This window comes from Bacillus sp. ISL-7, assembly GCF_018613065.1.
Window position 1 is genome coordinate 1 of the sequence record NZ_JAGGQW010000021.1, and the last position, 22,002, is coordinate 22,002.

Below are 22,002 nucleotides of genomic sequence, written 5' to 3' on the forward strand. Positions count from 1 at the left end.
CATATTATGGGTTACAGTTCATTCTAGGAGTCAGGCTTTTTTTTTAATAAAATATGATATACTTTCACTTAGGATTGGAGCTGATTTAAATGGATAAAAACCAATTAGGTGTGCAATACATGCAGGATGGCAATCTGGAGGAGGCGGCAAAGGCCTTTAATGAAGCCATTCAAGAAAACCCAAACGACCCAGTTGCCTATATTAATTTCGGAAATGTACTTTCCGCTGTTGGGGACGACGAAAAGGCACTTAATTTTTATCAAAAAGCAATTGAAATAGATGAAAACGCTGCGGCGGCTTATTATAGTATTGGAACCTTGTTATTTAGTAACGACCTCTTCAACGAAGCCAAGAATATGTTTGAGACAGCTATGAAAAAAGGTCTGCAATCAAGTGACAATTACTTCATGTTGGGGCTGACACTTGTTCAGTTGGATCAAGGGAAATTTGCGCTTCCATATTTACAAAGAAGCGTCGAGTTAAATGAAAATGATGCGGAAGCACGTTTTCAATATGGGTTATGTCTTGCGCAGCTTGAGTTAATTTCTGAAGCGCTGATTCAATTTGAAAAATGTATCGAACTAGATCCGGAACATTCCGATGCCTATTATAATTTAGGTGTCACTTGCGCTTTTCAAGAAAATCCTGTGAAAGCAGTTGAAATGTTTAATAAAGCACTTGAAATTCAACCAGACCATTTACTTGCTGGTCACGCGAAAAAGTTAATCGAAGGTAACCAGTAATTTTTCTTATTTTTTCAGAAAGGAGGGAGCCAAATGGAAAAGCAAGATACACTTGATTTATTTACTGAACAAGGAAAATTCGTAAAAGGAAGACCAATTGTGACCATTTTTCACAATGATCAAAACCTTTACACCGTGCTAAGGATTCGCGTCGATGAAACAAATCATCCTTATGAGGACAAAGAAGCTGTGGTCACCGGTTATTTTCCGAAAATTCATGAACAAGAGACCTATATCTTTTTCGGAGAATTTAAGGATCATCCAAAGTTTGGGATGCAATTTCATACCAATCATTTTCGCAAGGACATGCCCCAAACGAAACAAGGGGTTATCAACTATTTATCTGGAGAAATGTTCAAGGGGATTGGAAAAAAGACCGCTGAAAACATTGTAGAAACCTTAGGAGAAGACGCCATTTCCAAAATTCTCAATCAGCCGTCATTGCTTGACTCCATACCAAAACTTCCTCCTGAAAAAGCAAAATTACTTTACGATACGTTGATGGAGCATCAAGGACTCGAGCAAGTGATGGTTGCTTTAAATCAATATGGATTTGGACCGCAGATTTCTATGCGGATTTATCAAGCCTATAAAGATGAAACACTTGACATTATGCAGAAAAATCCTTATCAACTGGTTGAGGATATTGAAGGAATCGGGTTTGGCCGGGCCGATGAGCTTGGCTACCAGCTGGGTATTTCCGGAAACCATCCTGACCGGATCAAAGCAGCCTGTCTCTACATCCTTGAAAATGAAAGCATGCAAACAGGGCATGTATACATAAATGCTGAAGACTTATTGGAGCAAGTAAAAGCATTATTAGAAGATAACAAGCGTGATCAAATCGACTACATAGATATATCCAATGAGGTCATTAAGCTGCAAGAAGAGGGTAAATTAATGGGGGAAGAAAAACGCGTTTACTTGCCTTCTTTATATTTTGCAGAAAAAGGGCTTGTGACGAATATCCACCGAATCCTTGAACAAACCGAATATAAAGATCAATTTCCCGAATCTGAGTTTCTGCTATCGTTAGGAAGTTTAGAGGAACGGCTTGGGGTCCAATATGCACCGACGCAGCGAGAAGCCATCCAAACGGCGTTAATGTCGCCGATGTTGATTTTAACAGGTGGACCTGGAACAGGGAAAACGACTGTTATTAAAGGGATTGTTGAGCTTTATGCCGAATTGCATGGCTGTACCTTAGAGCCTAAGGATTACCATAAAAAGGGGGAGCCATTCCCATTTTTGCTTGCAGCACCTACTGGTAGAGCGGCAAAAAGAATGAGTGAATCGACGGGACTTCCAGCGGTAACCATACATCGTCTTCTCGGATTTAATGGGCAGGAAGGATTTGACCGTGAGGACGCGAGCCCGCTTGAAGGGAAAATTATCATTGTCGATGAAACGTCAATGCTTGATATTTGGCTTGCTAATCAACTGTTTAAGGCACTCCCTGAAAATATTCAAGTCATTCTAGTCGGGGATGAGGATCAATTGCCCTCCGTAGGACCAGGCCAGGTTTTAAAGGATATGCTGGAATCTGAACGGATTCCCACGGTCCGCCTAACCGATATTTATCGCCAGGCAGAAGGTTCTTCCATTATTGAGCTAGCCCATGAAATTAAAAAGGGTTATTTACCTGCCGATATTACGGTGAAGCAAGCAGACCGTTCATTTATCAAATGTTCAACAGCGCAGGTATCTCAGGTTGTAGAAAAAGTAGCTCTAAATGCCAAGAATAAAGGATATTCGGCAAAGGATATTCAAGTATTAGCCCCCATGTATAGAGGGCCTGCTGGAATCGACCGTTTAAATGTATTGCTGCAAGAAATATTTAATCCAAACCCTGACGGCAAGCGGAAGGAAATTGCTTTTGGTGAGGTAAAGTATCGGATCGGTGATAAGGTTCTACAGCTTGTAAATCAACCTGAAAGTAATGTTTTTAACGGGGATATTGGGGAAATCATCTCGATTATTTATGCGAAGGAAAATACCGAAAAGCAGGATATGATTTATATTTCCTATGAAGGCAATGAAGTCGAGTATACAAAGCAGGACTTAAATCAAATCACGCATGCATATTGCTGTTCTGTTCATAAATCGCAGGGCAGTGAATTTCCGATTGTCATCTTACCAGTGACGAGAAGTTATTATCGGATGTTACGTAGAAATTTGATCTACACAGCGATTACCAGAAGTAAACAATCCTTGATCCTTTGCGGAGAAGTAGATGCACTCAAACTGGGCGTTGAAAGAGCGGATGAACTCTCTAGACAAACAACCCTATGCCAAAAGCTCCAGGAATCAATTAAAGCTAGACCAAATGCTGGAGAAAATCATGAACCAATCGTTCCTAAAACAGCAGAAGGTGAAAATTCTACCGATGGCTTGTCCTACGAGGATCTTTTCATACAGGAAGATCCAATGATTGGCATGGAAAACGTTTCACCTTATGATTTTATGTTAAATGACTAACACTATAAATGTTCACAGGAGGTGGGACACTCTTTGCGGACATTTTCGTTACTGAAAGGACAGCCTGTTTTTAATACAAAAAGCGGCCAGAAAATTGGTGAGGTTTGTGATTTATGTATCTCAAGTAACGGTAAGGTAAATGGCTTACTGATTAAAAAAGGCGTTTTTTTCAAACAATCCTTTTTTCTGGACATCGAGAAAGTGGCTTCCTTCGGCTTAGATGGAATAATGATTGATGACGACGGCTATTTGATAAAACTGAAAGATGAACTAGAATATACACTTACTCATCAACATTCTCTAGATGGAATGATGATGCTATCTAAGAGCGGGGAATCGCTTGGATTGTTAAAAGATGTATATTTTCAGGAAGAATTGGGCACAATCATAGGGTACGAAATCACGGATGGCTTCTTTTCGGATCTTACGGAAGGCAAACAAGTCATTCAATCCGGGAAGCCCTTAGCTATCGGAAAGGATGCCATTATCGTAGATGTAAATAATACGTGAGGTGTCTTTCCATGTTTAAGTGTCCCAATTGTCAAAGCAAGGATATCGGTAAAATTGGTATCAACCAATATTATTGCTGGAATTGCTTTATTGAACTTACAGTAAACAAAGGCCTAATCAGTACCCATCAAGTCGAAGAAGACGGGTCACTTAGTTCCTTAGATGATTTGTTTGAAGAAGAAGAGCGTCGTTACACCCTTTAAGATAAAAAAGCGGAAGCGCTTGTGTTAGACCGTTATCAAAGTTAACCATGTAAACTTATTTAACGTCTATTAAAGAGGTGAAACGTATGAATAAAATGATGACGACGACGATGATTGCTATTGGTGCTGGGATGGCTGCCTATTCGGTGGCCTCAAGAAATAATATGATGTCAGCCCGAAATATGAAAAGAATGACAAGGAAAGTAAGGCGCGCGATATTTTAGAACTGAATCCCCCTCAATTCGAGGGGGATTTTTGCGGTTCGGGTCATACCTGTTAACATGCGCTACCGCTTTTCTGATGCATAATTCCACCAAGTGTCTCTAAAACTAACATGAAAAGGAGGCATAAAACGTGGAGATTCAAATGAAATGGTATTACCGCATCGGGTTTTTACTCCTTTTATTAATTGCCATCTATGTGTTTCTAAAAATCCGCTTTGTTTGGATGCCTGTCTTTAGGGCAGCAACAATTATTATCCTCCCTTTTGTGATTGGAGGATTTATCACCTATTTGCTGCATCCAATTGTCGAAAAATTACACCAAAAAGGCATGCATCGAGGACTCGCTATTTTTCTTATCTATATTTTATTTTTTGGTGGTCTGGGTATTTGCGTATATAAGGGAGTTCCGGCGATGATCGACCAAATAAAAGACCTCTCCGAGAGCGCGCCAGTTTTAGCAGAGCAATACAGAGGATGGATTGATAAGCTTCAATCGCACACAAGAGAATGGCCCGACGGCTTGCAAACTAGAATTAATGATGGAATTGATGCGTTTGAAAAAAAGCTCGATTCTCTTTTGTCAGTCATTGTAAATATTTTAATTAGTTTTTTTAATTCTGCTTTAATTATGATGATCATTCCGTTCATTGCCTTTTATATGCTAAAGGATTTTCAATTGATTAAACGATCTCTATGGTATATTACCCCTAAACAGTGGCGGAAGAAGGGGACACTTTTCCTAAAAGACGTTGATGAATCGCTGGGCAGTTACATAAGAGGGCAACTTCTGGTATGTGTAATCATTGGCAGTGTCTCAGCCCTTTTGTTTTGGATATTTCATCTAAAATACTCTTTAATTTTAGGCTTGATTGTTGGAGTGACCAATGTCATTCCCTATTTTGGACCCATCATCGGAGCTGTACCAGCAGTCATCATCGCTGCCACATCGTCCGTAAAATTAGTTGTGATTACAATGGTGATTGTTTTTGGGCTTCAATTTCTAGAAGGAAACATCCTATCTCCATTGATTGTAGGTAAAAGTCTTCATATGCACCCCCTAATAATCATGATGGCGTTAACCGCTGGGGGAGAAGTCGGTGGAATACTTGGACTTATCTTGGCTGTTCCTGTTTTAGTGGTAATAAAAGTGGCTATTATTCACGCGAAAAATCATTTTATTCGCAGGAAAGCAAAAGAACCTTCCACATAAGCGGGTGATAGATTGACAAACTTTTTTCGGGTAGCTATAATTCGTGATATAGAATGATTATTTGTATTAAAATGTTGAAGGATTGAGTATGTTGTAGAAACCATCTGTAACGCATTTGCGTAGAAGAGAGGAGCTTCCCTGGCTGAAAGAAGCTCTAGATGAAGGACGACAGAAAGCTAATCTGGAGTGCAGCTAACCACTGCCGTATTCCTGCGTTAAGGGATTATTGAGAGATGGATACGTGTTTTGTATCCATAATCAGGGTGGTACCGCGAGACAAGCTCTCGTCCCTGTTTTTGGGATGAGGGCTTTTTTGTATGCTTTTTTATAAAAAAGGAGGGTCTACTAATGAAAAATTTAACAGGTTCACAAATTCGTTCGATGTTTTTAGAGTTTTTTAGTAAAGAAAAAGGTCACACCATTGAACCGAGTGCATCACTTGTGCCGCATGATGATCCATCACTATTATGGATTAATAGTGGGGTCGCAACTTTAAAGAAGTATTTTGATGGACGTGTCGTTCCTGAAAATCCTAGAATTACAAATGCGCAGAAATCTATCAGAACCAATGACATTGAAAATGTCGGAAAAACAGCTCGCCACCATACATTCTTTGAAATGCTTGGTAACTTTTCAATCGGTGAATATTTTAAAGTAGAAGCTATTGAATGGGCATGGGAATTCTTAACGTCTGAGAAATGGATTGGCTGGGATCCAGAACTTCTCTCAGTTACGATCCATCCTGAAGATCACGAGGCCTATGAAATTTGGCATAACACCATTGGTCTGCCAGAGGAGCGGATTATTCGTCTTGAAGGGAACTTCTGGGATATTGGTGAAGGTCCAAGCGGTCCGAATACAGAAATTTTCTATGACCGCGGTCCAGAGTATGGAAATGATCCTACGGATCCTGAACTCTACCCAGGTGGAGAAAATGACCGTTATCTTGAAGTCTGGAACCTAGTATTTTCTCAATTTAACCATAACCCGGATGGTACTTATACACCGCTGCCAAAGAAAAATATTGATACGGGGATGGGCTTAGAACGAATGGTTTCTGTTGTTCAAAACGTGCCTACTAATTTTGATACAGATTTATTTATCCCTATTATTCGGGCAACAGAAGAGATTTCCGGCGAAAAATACGGACACAACAAAGAGATCGATGTTGCGTTCAAAGTAATTGCAGACCATATTCGTACGGTTGCCTTTGCGGTCGGCGATGGGGCATTGCCTTCAAATGAAGGTCGTGGCTATGTACTGCGCCGCTTGCTTCGCAGGGCTGTTCGGTATGCTAAACAAATTAATATTAATCGTCCATTTATGTTCGAACTTGTTCCTGTCGTAGGCGAAATCATGGATGATTTCTATCCGGAAGTGAAAGACAAGACTGATTTTATTCAAAAAGTTATCAAAAGTGAGGAAGAACGTTTCCATGAAACACTTCATGAAGGCTTAGCGATTTTAGCAACTGTGATTAAGAAGGAAAAAGAGAAAGGCAGTGAAACCATCACTGGTGCTGATATTTTCCGACTTTATGACACATATGGGTTCCCGGTTGAATTAACAGAGGAATATGCTGAAGAAGAGGGCATGAAGGTTGATCATGAAGGCTTTGAAGTAGAAATGGAGCAACAGCGTGAGCGTGCCCGGGCAGCAAGACAAGATGTCGACTCGATGCAGGTCCAAGGCGGTGTCCTTAGAGATGTTAAGGTTGAAAGTAAGTTTATCGGCTATGACGAACTTAAAACGAATTCTACTGTGGCAGCAATCATTAAAAATGGTGAACTTGTCGACAAAGCATCTAGTGGCGAGGAAGTACAATTAATTCTAGATGTGACACCGTTTTATGCAGAGAGCGGCGGGCAAATTGCTGACCGCGGTTTGATAACAGGTGTAGATTCTAGCATAACGGTTAAGGATGTTCAAAAAGCACCAAATGGTCAAAACCTTCACCAAGTAGTAGTTAAATCAGGAACTTTAACAACGAACGACAAGGTGACTGCTGAGGTTGATGCTGAAAACCGCGTGAAGATTATTAAAAACCATACAGCAACCCATTTGTTACACCAAGCCTTAAAAGACGTTCTAGGCGAACATGTGAACCAAGCTGGTTCCCTTGTAGAACCAGATCGTCTCCGCTTTGACTTTTCGCATTTTGGTCAAATTAAACCAGAAGAACTTGAACAAGTTGAGAAAATCGTCAATGAAAAAATCTGGAGAAACATCGAGCTTGATATCAGCTTAAAGCCAATTGCTGAAGCAAAAGAAATGGGGGCAATGGCTCTTTTTGGAGAAAAATATGGTGATATTGTCCGTGTAGTAAGGGTTGGCGATTATAGCCTAGAGCTTTGCGGCGGCTGCCATGTTCCAAATACATCTGTGATTGGGTTGTTTAAAATTATTTCTGAAGGCGGAATTGGTGCTGGAACCAGAAGGATTGAAGCGGTAACCGGTGAATCAGCTTACAAATCATTAAATGAGCAAGTGAGCTTGTTAAAGGATGCAGCTGAGAAACTAAAAACCAATCCGAAAGAAATTGTTAATAGAATTGATAGTTTAATGCTAGAAATCAAACAACTTCACAGAGAAAACGAATCTCTTTCAACAAAACTTGGGAATATTGAAGCCGGAAATCTCGTATCAAAGGCGCAAGAAATTGATGGGGTAACAGTGTTAGCTGCAAATGTTCAAGGTGCTGATATGAATAATTTAAGAAATATGGCTGATGATTTGAAGCAAAAACTGGGCTCGGTCGTAATTGTTCTGGGTAGTGCCCATGAAGGAAAGGTTAATTTAATTGCAGCAGTTACCAAGGATTTAATTGAAAAAGGTTTTCATGCTGGAAAGTTAATCAAAGAAGTTGCTTCTCGCTGCGGCGGCGGCGGCGGCGGTCGTCCTGACATGGCTCAAGCAGGTGGTAAGGATCCGGAAAAATTGGATGCTGCACTTCAATTCGTTGATGAATGGGTAAAATCCATTTGATAATAGGACAAAGTAGTGTAAAATGTAGGTAACTAAGCTAAAAAGCGGAAGTGCCCAGGCGCTTCCGCTAGACAATACAATTCTCTCCTCAAATAAAAAGCGAGGTGTATGCAATGAGCTCATTTGACAAAACGATGCGATTTAATTTTCCTGAAGAACCGTTTGAGCATGATATAAATGACGTTCTTCTTCAAGTTTATGAAGCTTTGCAGGAAAAAGGCTACAATCCGATCAACCAAATTGTTGGTTATCTTTTATCAGGAGATCCTGCCTATATTCCGCGTCATCGCGATGCCCGCAATATTATTCGCAAACTTGAACGAGATGAAATTATTGAAGAATTAGTGAAATCCTATCTAAAACAACAGCGAGAGGGTTAATGAATGCGCGTATTGGGTTTAGATGTAGGCACTAAAACAGTCGGTGTCGCTTTAAGCGATGAATTTGGCTGGACTGCCCAGGGCCTTACAACTCTCAAAATCAATGAAGAAAAAAATGTGTTTGGTTTTGAGGAAATTGGTCAATTAATAAAAGAGTATCAAGTAGATACGGTTGTCATCGGTCTGCCTAAGAACATGAACGGGACGATTGGACCGCGCGCAGAAGCGAGTATGCAATTTGCAAAAGAAATTGAAAGTAAATTTGCAGTGCCAACTGTTCTTTGGGATGAGCGTCTAACAACAATGGCAGCTGAGCGCGTATTACTTGAAGCCGATGTGAGTCGGAAAAAACGTAAGAAAGTAATTGATAAGATGGCTGCAGTGATGATTCTGCAAGGCTATCTGGATAGTAAAAATTAATGAGGTGAAGAAATGGCACACGATCACGAACAAGAACATGATGAAGAACAATTTATTACACTGGTAGACGAAAATGGTAACGAACAATTACATGAAGTGCTTTTTACTTTTGATTCTGATGAGTTCGAAAAATCTTATGTATTCTTTTATCCTGTAGGATCTTTTGATGATGATGAAGAAGATGTTGATATTCATGTTTACGCTTATATTCCTACGGAAGATGGCGGATATGGTCCGTTATTGCAAATTGAAACGGACGAGGAATGGGACATGGTTGAAGAAGTGTTCAATACCTTCAATGAGGACCAAGAAGCGGAAGAAGAATAGAATATGGATAAACCGGCTGATTTAATAGCCGGTTTTTTTTTGTCTTTACTGTATTAAAAACTGACAAATTTATTGTTAAATTGACATTTTTCGTACTATGTGCTGAAATAATTAAGATGTCTATTTTTTTAATGTTACACATTAATAGTTTACAAAACCTAGATATGCGTTGGTATAAAGGGAAGGGGGAGTCAAATGACAACAGACAAAAAAGATGTTATCCGTAAAAAAATGCTTGAACATCAAAAAGAAGCAAAAGTTGTCAGAAAAATTGTTTTGATTATTTCGATTTTTTTGCTATTATTAATAGTCTTAATTAGTGGTGGAGGATATTTGTACATAGAATCAGCACTTAATCCTGTTGACGCAGGTAGTAAGAAACTGAAAACAGTGGATATTCCAATTGGCTCATCAGTCACAGGTATCGGCGAAAAGTTAGAATCAAGTGGGATCATAAAAAGTGCAAAAGTATTTAAATATTATGTAAAGCTTAAGAATGAAGGCGGGTTTATGGCAGGGGAGTATCAACTAAGTCCTTCCATGGATGTCCCCGAAATCGTTAGCCGTCTAAAAACCGGTAAGGTACTGGCTAAGGCTAGTTTCAAAATTACCATTCCTGAAGGAAAACAACTGAAAGAAATTGCGGCCATGATGGCGAAAGCAACAAAACAGAAGGAAGATGTTGTTTTTAATAAATTAAATGACAAAGAATTTATTAAAACGCTAATGGCCAAATATCCGGATATTTTAACCGAGGAAATCTTAAATTCTTCAGTAAAATATCCACTGGAAGGTTATTTATACCCGGCGACCTATCCGTTCTACAAACATAATCCCACTGTTGAAGAAATGGTCACTGCTATGCTTGATAAAACCCGGACGATTGTATCTGCCTATTCAGAGCAAAGTAAGAAAAAAAAGCTATCTGTTCATCAACTATTAACCATGGCCTCATTGGTTGAAGAGGAAGCGACCGAAAAAGCGGACCGTAAAACGATTGCGAGTGTTTTTTATAATCGGATCGAAAAGGGTATGATGCTGCAAACCGATCCAACCGTTCTCTATGCTCAAGGGAAACACAAGGAAAGGGTGTTATATGAAGATCTTGAAGTGGATTCACCATATAACACATACCAAAATACGGGTCTGCCTCCAGGTCCAATTGCCAATGCCGGAAAATCTTCGATTGAAGCGTCACTTGAGCCTGAGAAGACTGACTATTATTATTTCTTGGCAACGGCAGATGGTGATGTTATTTTTACTAAAACACTGGAAGAGCATAATAAGGAAAAAGCAAAGCATATTACAAGTAAAAATTAATTGCATTACGGAGGAAATGTTATATCATTCCTCCGTTTTTCTATTGAAATATTATACTGATCTATGTTAAAATAGTTCAAGTGTTTTAATAAATGATCCATAGCGTAACTCACAGTAAGGTAACCTGGCCATAGCTGCCTGGAACGCATTATGTCGGAATTCTACCCGTTAATGCTGAAGATTACTGTGAACGCTATTTTTTCATGTCTAAATAGTTTTATCTATAGAGATAATAAAAGTATTTGACTTAGAGAATTGCTAGCCTAAGCGCAATTCTTATTAGGGATAGAGGTGAGGGCAGCTTGTTAAATGAGAAGCTGCATTCTTATATTGAAGGTCTTATTTCTGAACGAAATCTATTGTTTACAGAAATGGAAAACTATGCGAGTGTTCATAATGTTCCTATTATGGAACTGTCAGGTATAGAAACGATGCTGCAATTATTACGAATTCACGATTCAAAGAAAATACTTGAGGTGGGAACAGCGATAGGTTATTCTGCTTTACGAATGGCAGAGGCGCTCCCAAATGCCCAAATTGTTACAATCGAGCGCGATGTGGACCGTATACACATGGCTGAACAGTTTATCAGTCGTTCGGAACGTAGTCATCAAATCACTATAATCAATGGTGATGCACTAGAGGTTGAGGATGCCGTAAGTGGACATGCCTCTTTTGACGCGATTTTTATTGATGCAGCGAAAGGTCAATATAAAAAGTTTTTTGAAATCTATTCTAAATATCTAACGAATAATGGAATGATTATTACCGATAATGTTTTGTTTAAAGGCCTGGTTGCTGAACCTGTTATTGAAACAAAAAGAATACGTAATCTCGTCAAAAAGATTAATGAATTTAATCACTGGTTAATGAATCATCCGGATTTTGATTCTGTTATATTACCCGTCGGGGACGGGGTTGCGATAAGCAAAAGGAGAGGTGATAGGATATGAAAAAATCAGAATTACTGGTAACTCCTTTGACTGTCAATGATATCTTGCCACTATGTGAAGCTGGTGCAGACGCGTTTGTGGTCGGTGAACAACGGTATGGCTTACGACTTGCAGGGGAATTTAACCGAGAAGATGTCCAAAAGGCGATCGAACTAGGCCACTCAAAAGGGAAAAAAGTATATGTGGCCATGAATGCGATTTTTCATAATGAAAAAATTGAAGAGCTCTGCGATTATATTCAATTTGTATCAGCGGCAAAGGCTGATGCGATAATTTTTGGTGATCCGGCCGTTTTAATGACGGCAAGAGAAGTTGCCCCAGATATGAAACTGCACTGGAGCACCGAAACAACAGGAACAAACTGGTACACTTGCAATTATTGGGGTAGAAAAGGTACGAAACGGGCAGTGTTAGCACGAGAAATTAATATGGATGCGATCGTTGAAATGAAAGAAAATGCGGAAGTGGAAATCGAAGTACAGGTTCACGGCATGAGCTGTATGTTCCAATCCAAACGTTCGCTGCTAGGAAATTATTATGAGTATCAAGGAAAAGTAATGGAAATTGAAAATCGAAATATGCAAGAAAACATGTTTTTACATGATAAGGAACGAGAAAATAAATATCCAATCTTTGAAGACGAAAACGGTACACATATAATGAGTCCAAATGATATGTGTATCATTGATGAACTTCAAGAGATGCTTGAAGCGGGTGTCGACTCGTTTAAAATCGACGGAATCCTAAAAAGCTCTGAATATATTCTTGCAGTAACAAAGGCTTACCGTGAAGCAATTGATTTGTTTAGCGAAGATCCGGATGCTTATGAAGATAAAAAGGACGAGTTGTTAGCGGCAATTGAAGAAATTCAGCCGGCCAATCGTTCATTAGATACAGGATTTTATTTCAAAGAGACGGTTTATTAAGGAGGGGTTCAGCTGTGAATACAGTTAAAGATAAGATTTCTGAAATTATCGACGGAAAACGTGTCATTGTAAAGAAGCCGGAACTCCTTGCTCCAGCAGGTAATCTTGAAAAATTAAAAATTGCTGTACATTATGGTGCAGATGCCGTATTTATCGGTGGCCAAGAATATGGACTTCGTTCAAATGCCGATAACTTTACCTTCGAAGAAATGAAGGAAGGCGTGGAGTTTGCGAGAGAATACGGAGCAAGAATTTACGTGACCACCAACATTTTCGCTCATAATGAAAATTTGGACGGTTTAGATGAATATATACTTGGGTTGAAGGAAACTGGGATTGCGGGAATAATTGTCGCTGACCCGTTAATTATTGAAACTTGCCGCCGTCTTGCTCCGGAAATTGAAATCCATATAAGCACACAGCAATCACTCTCCAACTGGAAAGCTGCCCAGTTTTGGAAAGAGGCAGGGGCAGAACGTGTTGTCTTGGCACGGGAAGTAAGTGCAGAAGAAATTAGAGAAATGAAAGAAAAGGTCGATGTTGAGATTGAAACCTTTATTCATGGGGCGATGTGTATTGCCTATTCTGGACGTTGTACATTGAGCAACCATATGACTGCAAGGGATTCGAACCGCGGTGGCTGCTGTCAATCATGCCGCTGGGATTATGACCTTTACAAGTTAGAAGGCAGCAACCAGGAAGTTGCCCTTTATGAAGAAGGTGACGCACCGTTTGCAATGAGCCCGAAGGATCTTAATCTAATTCAAGCCATTCCACAAATGATCGAACTAGGTATCGATAGTTTGAAAATCGAAGGCCGAATGAAATCGATTCATTATATCGCAACAGTTGTCAGTGTTTATCGTAAAGTGATCGATGCCTTTTGCGCGGATCCTGAGAATTTTGTCATTCAGAAAGACTGGCTAATGGAACTCGACAAATGTGCAAACCGAGAAACGGCTCCTGCATTTTTTGAAGGTGTGCCAGGGTATAAAGAGCAAATGTTTGGTAATCATAGCAAGAAGACAAATTTTGAATTTGTAGGCCTTGTACTGGATTATGACGAAGAAACAAAAATGGTTACACTTCAACAACGTAATCATTTTAAACCAGGGGAAGAAGTAGAGTTTTTCGGACCTGAAATTCAAAACTTTACCCATGTCATTGATAAAATCTGGGATGAAAAAGGTATTGAATTGGACGCAGCAAGACATCCACTTCAAATTGTACAATTTAAAGTGGACAAACCGGTCTACCCTAACAACATGATGCGAAAGGAGAACTAGCATGATGCGCAAACCCGTTGTTATTGGTGTAACCGGCGGCTCCGGCTCCGGAAAAACCAGTGTAACAAAAGCAATTTATGAAAGTTTGAAAGATCATTCCATTTTGGTGCTAGAACAGGATTATTATTATAAGGACCAGAGTGATTTACCATTTGAAGCACGTTTAAAAACAAATTACGATCATCCACTTGCCTTTGATAACGACTTATTGATCGAACATATCGAAAAGCTTTTACGCTATGAGACGATTCAAAAACCGGTTTATGATTATTCAATTCACACCCGTTCTGACAAAGTGATTCCAGTTCAACCCCAAGATGTTATTATTTTAGAGGGAATCTTAGTACTTGAGGACGAGCGGCTACGGAATTTAATGGACATCAAGTTGTACGTTGATACAGATGCTGATTTAAGAATAATCCGCCGTTTGACTCGTGATATTAGAGATCGCGGTCGGACATTTGATTCTGTCATTGACCAATACTTAAATGTTGTTCGTCCGATGCATAACCAATTTATTGAGCCTACGAAACGATATGCAGATATTATTATCCCTGAAGGCGGCCATAACCATGTGGCGATTGATTTAATGGTCACAAAAATTCAAACAATTCTTGAACAAAAGTCAATTTTATGAAACAATAGCAAAAGAAAAGTCTAATTAGATGAGAAAGAGAAATGTCCAGCTCCAGCGCCTAGCCCCTCGAGGTCATAAGCCAATCCGTCATGAAGGTTAAAAATCAACCTTCCTGCCGGCTCGACTTATGCTTGTCGGGGCTGATCAAGGCGCTTGCGCTTTTCGTCGTTGCGCGCCCTTTTATTAAAGGACGCGCTACTATCTATTATGCCGGTTGGCATAATATTACATATTTTACATACACAATCTTAATGACTAGAAGGAGTGAGGGTTTTGGCAACAGAAAAAGTATTTCCAATGACACAAGCAGGTAAAGAAAAACTTGTCCAAGAACTTGAATACTTAAAATCAGTGAAACGTAAAGAAGTGGTTGAAAGAATTAAAATCGCGAGAAGTTTCGGGGATTTATCTGAAAACTCTGAGTATGATTCTGCGAAAGAAGAACAGGCTTTTGTTGAAGGGCGTATAACAACTTTAGAAAATATGGTTCGCAATGCGAAGATTATTGCAGAGGCCGCTATGGCGAGTGACTCTGTAACATTAGGAAGTTCCGTTACATTTGTTGAGCTCCCAGATGGGGATGAAGAAACGTATTCCATTGTTGGAAGCGCTGAAGCTGATCCATTTGAAGGGAAGATATCAAACGATTCACCAATCGCCAAAAGCCTTTTAGGTAAAAAAGTAGGCGACCAAGTTTCGGTTCAAACTCCCGGCGGTGAAATGAGCGTCCGTATCGTCAGCATTAAATAATCGAAATTATAACTATTCTTTTGAATATTGTTTGAAATAAGAAAACCTCGTCAAAACTTTTGACGAGGTGTTTTTTATGTGGCGAAGACGAGCCATTGGGTGGCTTATTATTTCTATTACAGGTTTGTTGTTACTTTTAGTACGTTTAATGCAAATTCAGTTAATTGAGACAGAAACCTTTTCTAAACATAACGTAAATTTACTCGAAGAAAGTGTCAAACAAAGAACTCAAGAACTGGTAATTGATAATGGCAGAGGTAACTTTCTTGACCGAAATGGTGCAATGCTCACACATAAAAAGGTGGCAGTTCTCGTCCTTTTTCCCTTTTTAAAAAAAATGGATTGGGAGGCCGACAAGGTTTCAAGTATTTCTGGAATACCAATAACTGTCCTTAAGATGGCTGTGGAAGGGGCAAAAAAGCCTTTTGCCTATGGTGACCCTGAACCATATGAACTTACTAGTTCACAAATGGAAAGAATCAATAGCTTAAAAATACCTGGTGTATTTGCGATAGAAAAAAAGTTTGAACGTGCCCATGTACCAGCGGAACAGTTGCTTGGGATGACAGGTGAAAATTCTAAAGAGTTAAAGAAGCGATATCCGAGTAAGGAATTGTCGGAGAAAACCTTAATTGGCGTGTCAGGGCTGGAAGAAAGTTTTGATGAATTCCTGCTCCCTGAAGGTAAATCAAAGCTGGTTTATCATGTAGACGGCGGTGGTGCACCGCTTTTTGGAATTAATGTAAGATATGTGGATCCGGCAAATCCGTTTTATCCTGTCAATATTCGGACAACCCTGGATAGGACACTTCAGCAAACAGCGGAGAATTTAGTTGACCACTATCAGATAAAAAAAGGGGGCTTGGTTCTCTTTAATATTCAGGATAATAGCGTGTTGTCACTTGTTTCGCGGCCAACGATTAATAAAAATGACCCCTACAATGGTGCTGGAATGACAAATATGATGTTGAAACAACAGATAATGGGCTCAGTTTTCAAAACGGTTGTAGCGGCTGCGGCCATAGACCATAATCTTGATGACCCGAAGCGTCTATTTGATTGCAGTAAGAAAATCAATGGTAAACCAGAGTTAAAATACAATTATGGAATGTTGGATTTCACGAATAGCTTTGCAAGGAGTTGTAATCGTACCTTTGGAGAGCTAGCTAGTGAATTACAAAAAATGAATCCCAACCTTTTAGAAGATTATGCAGAAAAATTGTCGCTTACCGGTTCGGTTGGCTGGCAGGGGGATATCTATCATACGAATGATTTTAAACAGCTCGCGGATGAGGACAAAGGAAGAGTGTTTCTTTCTGAGGACGCAAGGAAGGACGCTAATTTCGCCGCGATGTCCGGGATTGGACAACATGAAGTACGGGCTACCCCTTTAGCCGTCGCTAATATGATGGCGACGATCGCAAGGGGTGGTGAAAAAGAGATGGTTAGGGCCGTATCAAAAATTGAATACAAAAACGGTACGACAATGGTCAATTTTCCGGAGCAAAGCTTAAAGGGAGATACCATTTCTCCCTATACCGCGATGAAGCTGCAAAAGTTATTGCGGGAAGTTGTCTTGAACCCGAACGGCACAGGAAGATGGTTTAAGGACTTGCCTTATGAGGTAGCAGGAAAATCAGGCACAGCGGAAACAGGAAAATATGAAGCAGGCAGGCAGTTGCATAATAAATGGTTCGCTGGTTATTTTCCTTACGAGAATCCCAAATATGTACTTGTGGCAGTGAATTTGGATGTACTAGATTCAGAGGGCGGGGTAAATTTGTTGTTTGCTGATATGGTTAAAATGCTGTATGAAAAAGATAATGGGATGCAATAGGTAATGGTTTTTCCTTCAAGTTCTCATAAAATCATGTTAGAATATTGAGAGTCTATAAATGTCTGGCTCCTTGTACCAAGGGGAGCTTCCGTATTTTATTTTAGGAGGGAATTAATTTGACTAATAATTTGAATTCTAATTCGCGTTCAGGTTACCGCTCAAAAAGAAAAAAGACCAATATCGTCTTAAATAGTTTAATCATCGTTGTGCTCTTACTAATTATTTTTGTCGCATATAATATCTTTGCTACTGGAAATGACAATGCATCACCAAAAAAGGAAAGTACAAAAACAGAGCAAAAGGAAAATAAAGATGAACAAAAAGAGTCTAAAACTGTCACTACAAATAACGATGACAGTGTAACTGATCCTTCTGCCGAAGAAGAAGAACTAAGTGAAGATGCGGCGACATCAGAGGATTCTTCCACATCTGAGGAAACTTCGACACCAGAGAAAGCAGATGAATCACAGGCTGTCGTGACAGAGGGAGACGGCAATTCGAATGTGATAAAAGCAACTGAAAATCCTGCTTGGCAGCCTGTTGGTACATCGCAATCAGGTGAGCATACTCCAGTTTATGACGAGTCTTCGGCTGACTGGCAAGAAATGTTGAATGCCATTTCTTATGCAACTGGTTTAGACAAAGGTAATATGACCGTTTATTGGCTGGGAAGAGATAGGTCTACCACAAATGGCTCATTTGGAACCGTCGCTTCAAAAGATAAACAGCAAAAGTTTAATGTATATCTCCAATGGGTTGATGGTCAAGGTTGGAAACCTACCAAGGTGGAAGAACTGGCTGAATTAAATCAGTAATCGATATTGAAAAAACCTCTCGAAATCTCGAGAGGTTTTTTGCGCATTTTAGACATTTCGAGGCATTCTCACAACGAAAATATTGACGAATTTGCAAAATATGATAAGTTGGGAACAGGTTTTTCACGAACCCATAGTATACTCATAGGATTGATGTATTCAATTAGGAGTGAATAGGTAAGAAGGTGCAGCACATTGTAGCATGCTCATTACAAAAGCGGTAGAATAGTGTTTGCGGATACAATGTATGGTTCCGAGGAAGATTATAAGCAGTAAATCTGATAATAATTATGAATACAAGAAAGAGGTCACAGTATGAAAATCGCAATCATTGGAGCAATGGAAGAAGAAGTAACTTTACTTAGAGACAATATCGACAATCAAACACAGGAAACTATAGCAGGCTGTGAATTTACCTTTGGAAAAATGCATGGAGTGGATGTCATTCTGCTTCGTTCTGGAATTGGTAAGGTCAACGCTGCCATGTCATCTACTATTCTGCTTGAAAAATATAAGCCTGATTGCATCATCAATACAGGGTCTGCTGGTGGCTTTAATCCTGCACTAAATGTAGGTGATGCCGTTATTTCAACGGAGGTTCGCCATCATGATGTAGATGTAACTGCTTTTGGTTATGAATATGGCCAGGTTCCGCAGTTGCCAGCTGCCTTTATAGCGGACACTAAATTAATTACAGTCGCAGAAGTAGCAGCATCAGAACTTGAAAACTTCCAAATTGTCAAAGGCCTAATAGTCACTGGAGATTCTTTTATGGAGGACCCTGTACGTGTCGATTTTGTCCGGTCAAAATTTCATGACCTGCAAGCCGTCGAAATGGAAGCAGCAGCAATCGCACAAGTGGCTCATCGTTTTGGCGTACCTTTTGTCATTATTCGCTCACTTTCTGATATTGCTGGAAAAGAATCTGAAGTTTCTTTTGACCAATTTATCGATAAAGCGGCAACTAATTCTGCGACATTGGTTATGAAAATGGTGGCAGCTTTACGATAGTTAGAAGAGGTGAAAAAATGAAGGTTTACAAAAATGTACATGAACTAATTGGGCATACACCTATTGTTGAAATTACACAATTTCCTTTGTCTGAGGGAGTTCGTATTTTTGCAAAACTAGAATTTATGAACCCTGGAGGCAGTGTAAAAGACCGCCTTGGGATCGAACTATTAAACGAAGCTTTTTCAAGTGGGAAATTGCAGGCGAGCGGAACCGTTATTGAGCCAACTGCAGGGAATACCGGGATTGGCCTAGCGCTAGCGGCTATAAATAAAGGAATTCAAGTAATATTATGTGTTCCGGAAAAATTTAGTATCGAAAAGCAAGAGCTGATGAAAGCACTAGGGGCCAAAATCGTTCACACGCCAACAGAAATGGGGATGAAGGGCGCGATTGCAAAGGCTGAGGAGCTTCTAAAAGAAATTCCAGGGTCTTATTGCCCGCAGCAATTTGCCAACCCTGCTAACCCCGCTACGTATTATAAAACGCTTGGCCCTGAACTCTGGGATCAAATGGACGGTCAAATTGATATTTTTGTTGCTGGCGCAGGTACAGGCGGAACATTTATGGGGACTGCTCGGTATTTAAAGGACCATAAAAAAGCAGTTAAAACGGTTATCGTTGAACCGGAAGGATCGATCCTAAATGGCGGGGAATCTGGTCCGCATCGGACCGAAGGCATCGGAATGGAATTCTTGCCAGGGTATATGGACCCGGACTACTTTGATGCAATCCATACTGTTCCGGATGCGACAGCCTTTAACCATGTAAAGGAATTAGTTGTAAAGGAAGGACTTCTAGTCGGCAGTTCTTCTGGCGCCGCTTTTTATGCTGCACTTAAAGAGGCAGAAAAGGCAATGCCTGGAGCAAATATTGTGGTTATTTTTCCAGACGGCAGTGAGCGTTACTTAAGTAAGAAGATTTTTGAAGGAGGGATTTAGCATGAAAAGAAAAACGCAATTAATTCATGGAGGCATTAGTAACGATCCAGCTACTGGTGCAGTTACCTTTCCTATTTATCAAGTGAGTACATTTAAGCAAGAAGGTGTCGGCGGGCATAAAGGCTTCGAATATTCACGAACAGGAAATCCGACCAGACATGCGCTTGAGGAATTGATCAAAGAGCTTGAAGGAGGCAAAGCTGGATTTGCCTTTGGCTCTGGAATGGCAGCCATGACAGCTGTGATGATGCTGTTTAACAGTGGGGATCATGTGATCTTAACTGATGATGTTTACGGCGGTTCGTTTCGGGTAATGACGAAAGTATTGAATCGATTGGGAATTGACTCTACCTTTGTGGATACAAGTAAATCTGAAACGATATTAAGCGCGATTCGACCAAATACAAGAGCCATTCATTTAGAAACACCTACAAACCCGCTTCTAAAGATTACTGATATTGAAGCTGTCGCAAAGCTTGCAAAAGAACATAATCTTTTAACTATTGTTGATAACACATTTTCGACGCCATATTGGCAAAACCCTATCGAACTTGGGGCGGATATTGTCTTGCATAGTGCCACAAAATACCTTGGCGGGCACAGTGATGTAGTCGCAGGTTTAGCTGTGGTAAATAGTGAAAAGCTTGCTGAGGAGCTCCATTTTGTTCAAAATTCTACCGGTGGGATCTTGGGACCGCAGGATTCATGGCTGTTAATTCGCGGAATTAGAACACTCGGAATACGCTTGGAAGAGATGGAAGCAAATACGAAAGCAATTGTGGAATTCCTCCAAGGGCACACAAATGTAAAAAAAGTTTACTACCCTGGAATTGAAACACATCCGAATCATCAGATCGCTAAAAAACAAACGAGAGGATTTGGCGGTATGGTTTCGTTTGATGTCGGGAGTGCCGAAAATGCAGACAAATTACTTAGTAAAGTGAAATATTTTACCTTGGCAGAAAGCCTTGGAGCAGTTGAAAGTTTAATCTCAGTACCAGCAAGGATGACCCATGCGTCAATTCCAGCAGAGCGCCGAGCTGAACTAGGGATTACCGATGGTCTAGTAAGAATCTCAGTAGGCCTAGAAGACGTAGAAGACCTCATTGAAGATCTCGAGAATGCATTAAATTCATAAAAGGATGGGTGTCAGGCACCATGTGAAAAATTCACATGGTGCCTGACACCTTTTTGGGCATTTGAATTAATTTAAAAAAGTTTCCATAAAAAGGTTTACAAAGTATTTGTGTATGGATATAATTACCGTAGTAAGTAAAAAATTCCAAAAAGGAGGTCGAGGAAAATGATGTTTACATTAACTGGAGCGATTGCGTTAAACGGTATGGTATCAGCAACTGGAATGATTGTAACAATTGAATATGAATATCAAACATTCGACCAGTCTGGAATGGATTGCTTAATTTTAAATTAAGTTACAATACATATCCATGCCGCAGGGAGAATGACGCCTTGCGGTATTTTTGTGCCTAAAAAACCAGAGTCGCAGGGATACTCTTCTGCGGCCTTTTTGTGCCCTTTTTACGAGCATTTTGGATATGTAAAGCATAAATTGAATCTGTTGCGATTTCACTACAAATAATTACTTAAAGGAGGTGGTTAGTCATGACCCTAAATATATTCTTTTTTTCAATTACGATTAAGAAACGAAAAGTAAGCACGGAAGAAGCTATTCATCAAGAAATGGTTGAGAAGCTCTACGAACAAAACAAAGATCGTCAAGCATCAATGTACCGTGGGATGTAATTAGAAAAAAATTTGCTGAGAAGAAAGGTGGTTTTAAATATGTTGTTTTTACTAATGCAAGGTCGTGGCGCTAGTCTCTGGGTTTCGAAGGATACCACCTAGCTATTCATAAAAATTAGGAGGTAACAATCATGCCGCTGCATATCTTATTATTGTCGCTATTCTTTATACCAAAGAAAAAAGGGTCATAATGATATCATATTAAAATCGAATTGCTAATAGCCGAAAGTGTTTGATAACAAAATCTCCACAATTCCTTAAGCTAGTTACTGTGAAAATATG

23 protein-coding genes and 1 other annotated feature are annotated in these 22,002 nt (G+C 39.8%); all 23 genes read left to right on the forward strand.

All coding sequences use genetic code 11. The annotated features are described in order from the left end of the window. Positions 1-89: 89 nt before the first annotated feature. The 23 genes from J7E66_RS05655 to J7E66_RS05760 all read left to right on the forward strand — a co-directional run bounded on the left by J7E66_RS05655 (position 90) and on the right by J7E66_RS05760 (position 21,720). Positions 90-743 (forward strand): tetratricopeptide repeat protein, encoded by a 654-nt coding sequence (locus J7E66_RS05655; protein ID WP_214998430.1) that lies wholly within the window; start codon positions 90-92, stop codon positions 741-743. 33 nt (positions 744-776) lie between these two features. Continuing rightward, positions 777-3,221 carry an SF1B family DNA helicase RecD2 gene (recD2, locus tag J7E66_RS05660; protein ID WP_214998431.1) on the forward strand — a complete coding sequence of 815 codons (2,445 nt, stop codon included), beginning with the start codon at positions 777-779 and terminating at the stop codon, positions 3,219-3,221. A gap of 33 nt (positions 3,222-3,254) precedes the next feature. Further along, on the forward strand, positions 3,255-3,731 hold the full coding sequence (locus J7E66_RS05665) for a PRC-barrel domain-containing protein (RefSeq protein ID WP_214998432.1): 477 nt from the start codon (positions 3,255-3,257) through the stop codon (positions 3,729-3,731). 11 nt (positions 3,732-3,742) lie between these two features. Continuing rightward, on the forward strand, positions 3,743-3,934 hold the full coding sequence (locus J7E66_RS05670; RefSeq protein ID WP_168245164.1) for a hypothetical protein: 192 nt from the start codon (positions 3,743-3,745) through the stop codon (positions 3,932-3,934). A gap of 86 nt (positions 3,935-4,020) precedes the next feature. Next, positions 4,021-4,158: a YrzQ family protein gene (locus tag J7E66_RS05675; protein ID WP_214998433.1), complete on the forward strand. Its 138-nt coding sequence runs from the start codon at positions 4,021-4,023 to the stop codon at positions 4,156-4,158. A 130-nt stretch (positions 4,159-4,288) separates the two neighbouring features. Beyond that, complete coding sequence (locus tag J7E66_RS05680) at positions 4,289-5,368, forward strand: AI-2E family transporter (RefSeq protein WP_214998434.1); 1,080 nt, start codon at positions 4,289-4,291, stop codon at positions 5,366-5,368. A 65-nt stretch (positions 5,369-5,433) separates the two neighbouring features. Next, positions 5,434-5,663 (forward strand) — a binding site (T-box leader). Positions 5,664-5,716: 53 nt separating this feature from the next. Further along, complete coding sequence (gene alaS, locus J7E66_RS05685) at positions 5,717-8,353, forward strand: alanine--tRNA ligase (protein ID WP_214998435.1); 2,637 nt, start codon at positions 5,717-5,719, stop codon at positions 8,351-8,353. 113 nt (positions 8,354-8,466) lie between these two features. Beyond that, positions 8,467-8,733 (forward strand): IreB family regulatory phosphoprotein, encoded by a 267-nt coding sequence (locus J7E66_RS05690; protein ID WP_066257787.1) that lies wholly within the window; start codon positions 8,467-8,469, stop codon positions 8,731-8,733. 3 nt (positions 8,734-8,736) lie between these two features. Further along, positions 8,737-9,153, forward strand: coding sequence for a Holliday junction resolvase RuvX (gene ruvX, locus J7E66_RS05695; RefSeq protein WP_214998436.1), 417 nt, complete (start codon positions 8,737-8,739; stop codon positions 9,151-9,153). A gap of 12 nt (positions 9,154-9,165) precedes the next feature. Then, positions 9,166-9,480, forward strand: coding sequence for a DUF1292 domain-containing protein (locus J7E66_RS05700; RefSeq protein ID WP_214998437.1), 315 nt, complete (start codon positions 9,166-9,168; stop codon positions 9,478-9,480). Between the two features lie 195 nt (positions 9,481-9,675). Then, on the forward strand, positions 9,676-10,800 hold the full coding sequence (mltG, locus tag J7E66_RS05705) for an endolytic transglycosylase MltG (protein ID WP_214998438.1): 1,125 nt from the start codon (positions 9,676-9,678) through the stop codon (positions 10,798-10,800). A 302-nt stretch (positions 10,801-11,102) separates the two neighbouring features. Continuing rightward, positions 11,103-11,753 (forward strand): O-methyltransferase, encoded by a 651-nt coding sequence (locus J7E66_RS05710; protein WP_214998439.1) that lies wholly within the window; start codon positions 11,103-11,105, stop codon positions 11,751-11,753. Next, positions 11,750-12,679: a peptidase U32 family protein gene (locus J7E66_RS05715; RefSeq protein WP_214998440.1), complete on the forward strand. Its 930-nt coding sequence runs from the start codon at positions 11,750-11,752 to the stop codon at positions 12,677-12,679. Before J7E66_RS05710 ends, J7E66_RS05715 begins: the two co-directional genes overlap by 4 nt. 14 nt (positions 12,680-12,693) lie before the next feature. Further along, entirely contained in the window at positions 12,694-13,965 is a 1,272-nt protein-coding gene (locus J7E66_RS05720; protein ID WP_214998441.1) for a peptidase U32 family protein, read from the forward strand. 1 nt (position 13,966) lies between these two features. Further along, positions 13,967-14,602: a uridine kinase gene (udk, locus tag J7E66_RS05725; RefSeq protein WP_088089069.1), complete on the forward strand. Its 636-nt coding sequence runs from the start codon at positions 13,967-13,969 to the stop codon at positions 14,600-14,602. 273 nt (positions 14,603-14,875) lie between these two features. After that, positions 14,876-15,352 carry a transcription elongation factor GreA gene (gene greA / locus J7E66_RS05730; RefSeq protein WP_098934406.1) on the forward strand — a complete coding sequence of 159 codons (477 nt, stop codon included), beginning with the start codon at positions 14,876-14,878 and terminating at the stop codon, positions 15,350-15,352. 76 nt (positions 15,353-15,428) lie between these two features. Beyond that, complete coding sequence (locus J7E66_RS05735; protein ID WP_214998442.1) at positions 15,429-17,189, forward strand: peptidoglycan D,D-transpeptidase FtsI family protein; 1,761 nt, start codon at positions 15,429-15,431, stop codon at positions 17,187-17,189. A gap of 116 nt (positions 17,190-17,305) precedes the next feature. Then, positions 17,306-18,004, forward strand: coding sequence for a YrrS family protein (locus J7E66_RS05740; RefSeq protein ID WP_214998443.1), 699 nt, complete (start codon positions 17,306-17,308; stop codon positions 18,002-18,004). 315 nt (positions 18,005-18,319) lie between these two features. Beyond that, a complete protein-coding gene (gene mtnN / locus J7E66_RS05745) occupies positions 18,320-19,015 on the forward strand; it encodes a 5'-methylthioadenosine/S-adenosylhomocysteine nucleosidase (protein WP_214998444.1) in 696 nt (231 codons plus the stop codon). A 17-nt stretch (positions 19,016-19,032) separates the two neighbouring features. Continuing rightward, positions 19,033-19,956: a PLP-dependent cysteine synthase family protein gene (locus tag J7E66_RS05750; RefSeq protein WP_214998445.1), complete on the forward strand. Its 924-nt coding sequence runs from the start codon at positions 19,033-19,035 to the stop codon at positions 19,954-19,956. 1 nt (position 19,957) lies between these two features. Continuing rightward, positions 19,958-21,094 carry a bifunctional cystathionine gamma-lyase/homocysteine desulfhydrase gene (locus J7E66_RS05755; protein WP_214998446.1) on the forward strand — a complete coding sequence of 379 codons (1,137 nt, stop codon included), beginning with the start codon at positions 19,958-19,960 and terminating at the stop codon, positions 21,092-21,094. A gap of 165 nt (positions 21,095-21,259) precedes the next feature. Further along, the gene (locus tag J7E66_RS32260) at positions 21,260-21,388 is read left to right on the forward strand and encodes a hypothetical protein (protein WP_282599551.1); all 129 of its coding nucleotides are present in this window, start codon (positions 21,260-21,262) and stop codon (positions 21,386-21,388) included. Between the two features lie 191 nt (positions 21,389-21,579). Continuing rightward, complete coding sequence (locus J7E66_RS05760; protein WP_214731585.1) at positions 21,580-21,720, forward strand: YrzI family small protein; 141 nt, start codon at positions 21,580-21,582, stop codon at positions 21,718-21,720. Positions 21,721-22,002 lie beyond the last annotated feature (282 nt).

Excerpts from the sequence above, each read along its gene's own strand:
- J7E66_RS05655 (WP_214998430.1), top strand. The coding sequence starts at position 90 with ATGGATAAAAACCAATTAGGTGTGCAATACATGCAGGATGGCAATCTG.
- recD2 (WP_214998431.1), top strand. The coding sequence starts at position 777 with ATGGAAAAGCAAGATACACTTGATTTATTTACTGAACAAGGAAAATTC.
- J7E66_RS05670 (WP_168245164.1), top strand. The coding sequence starts at position 3,743 with ATGTTTAAGTGTCCCAATTGTCAAAGCAAGGATATCGGTAAAATTGGT.
- J7E66_RS05675 (WP_214998433.1), top strand. The coding sequence starts at position 4,021 with ATGAATAAAATGATGACGACGACGATGATTGCTATTGGTGCTGGGATG.
- alaS (WP_214998435.1), top strand. The coding sequence starts at position 5,717 with ATGAAAAATTTAACAGGTTCACAAATTCGTTCGATGTTTTTAGAGTTT.
- J7E66_RS05690 (WP_066257787.1), top strand. The coding sequence starts at position 8,467 with ATGAGCTCATTTGACAAAACGATGCGATTTAATTTTCCTGAAGAACCG.
- ruvX (WP_214998436.1), top strand. The coding sequence starts at position 8,737 with ATGCGCGTATTGGGTTTAGATGTAGGCACTAAAACAGTCGGTGTCGCT.
- J7E66_RS05700 (WP_214998437.1), top strand. The coding sequence starts at position 9,166 with ATGGCACACGATCACGAACAAGAACATGATGAAGAACAATTTATTACA.
- mltG (WP_214998438.1), top strand. The coding sequence starts at position 9,676 with ATGACAACAGACAAAAAAGATGTTATCCGTAAAAAAATGCTTGAACAT.
- J7E66_RS05715 (WP_214998440.1), top strand. The coding sequence starts at position 11,750 with ATGAAAAAATCAGAATTACTGGTAACTCCTTTGACTGTCAATGATATC.
- udk (WP_088089069.1), top strand. The coding sequence starts at position 13,967 with ATGATGCGCAAACCCGTTGTTATTGGTGTAACCGGCGGCTCCGGCTCC.
- J7E66_RS05735 (WP_214998442.1), top strand. The coding sequence starts at position 15,429 with ATGTGGCGAAGACGAGCCATTGGGTGGCTTATTATTTCTATTACAGGT.
- mtnN (WP_214998444.1), top strand. The coding sequence starts at position 18,320 with ATGAAAATCGCAATCATTGGAGCAATGGAAGAAGAAGTAACTTTACTT.
- J7E66_RS05750 (WP_214998445.1), top strand. The coding sequence starts at position 19,033 with ATGAAGGTTTACAAAAATGTACATGAACTAATTGGGCATACACCTATT.
- J7E66_RS05755 (WP_214998446.1), top strand. The coding sequence starts at position 19,958 with ATGAAAAGAAAAACGCAATTAATTCATGGAGGCATTAGTAACGATCCA.
- J7E66_RS32260 (WP_282599551.1), top strand. The coding sequence starts at position 21,260 with ATGATGTTTACATTAACTGGAGCGATTGCGTTAAACGGTATGGTATCA.
- J7E66_RS05760 (WP_214731585.1), top strand. The coding sequence starts at position 21,580 with ATGACCCTAAATATATTCTTTTTTTCAATTACGATTAAGAAACGAAAA.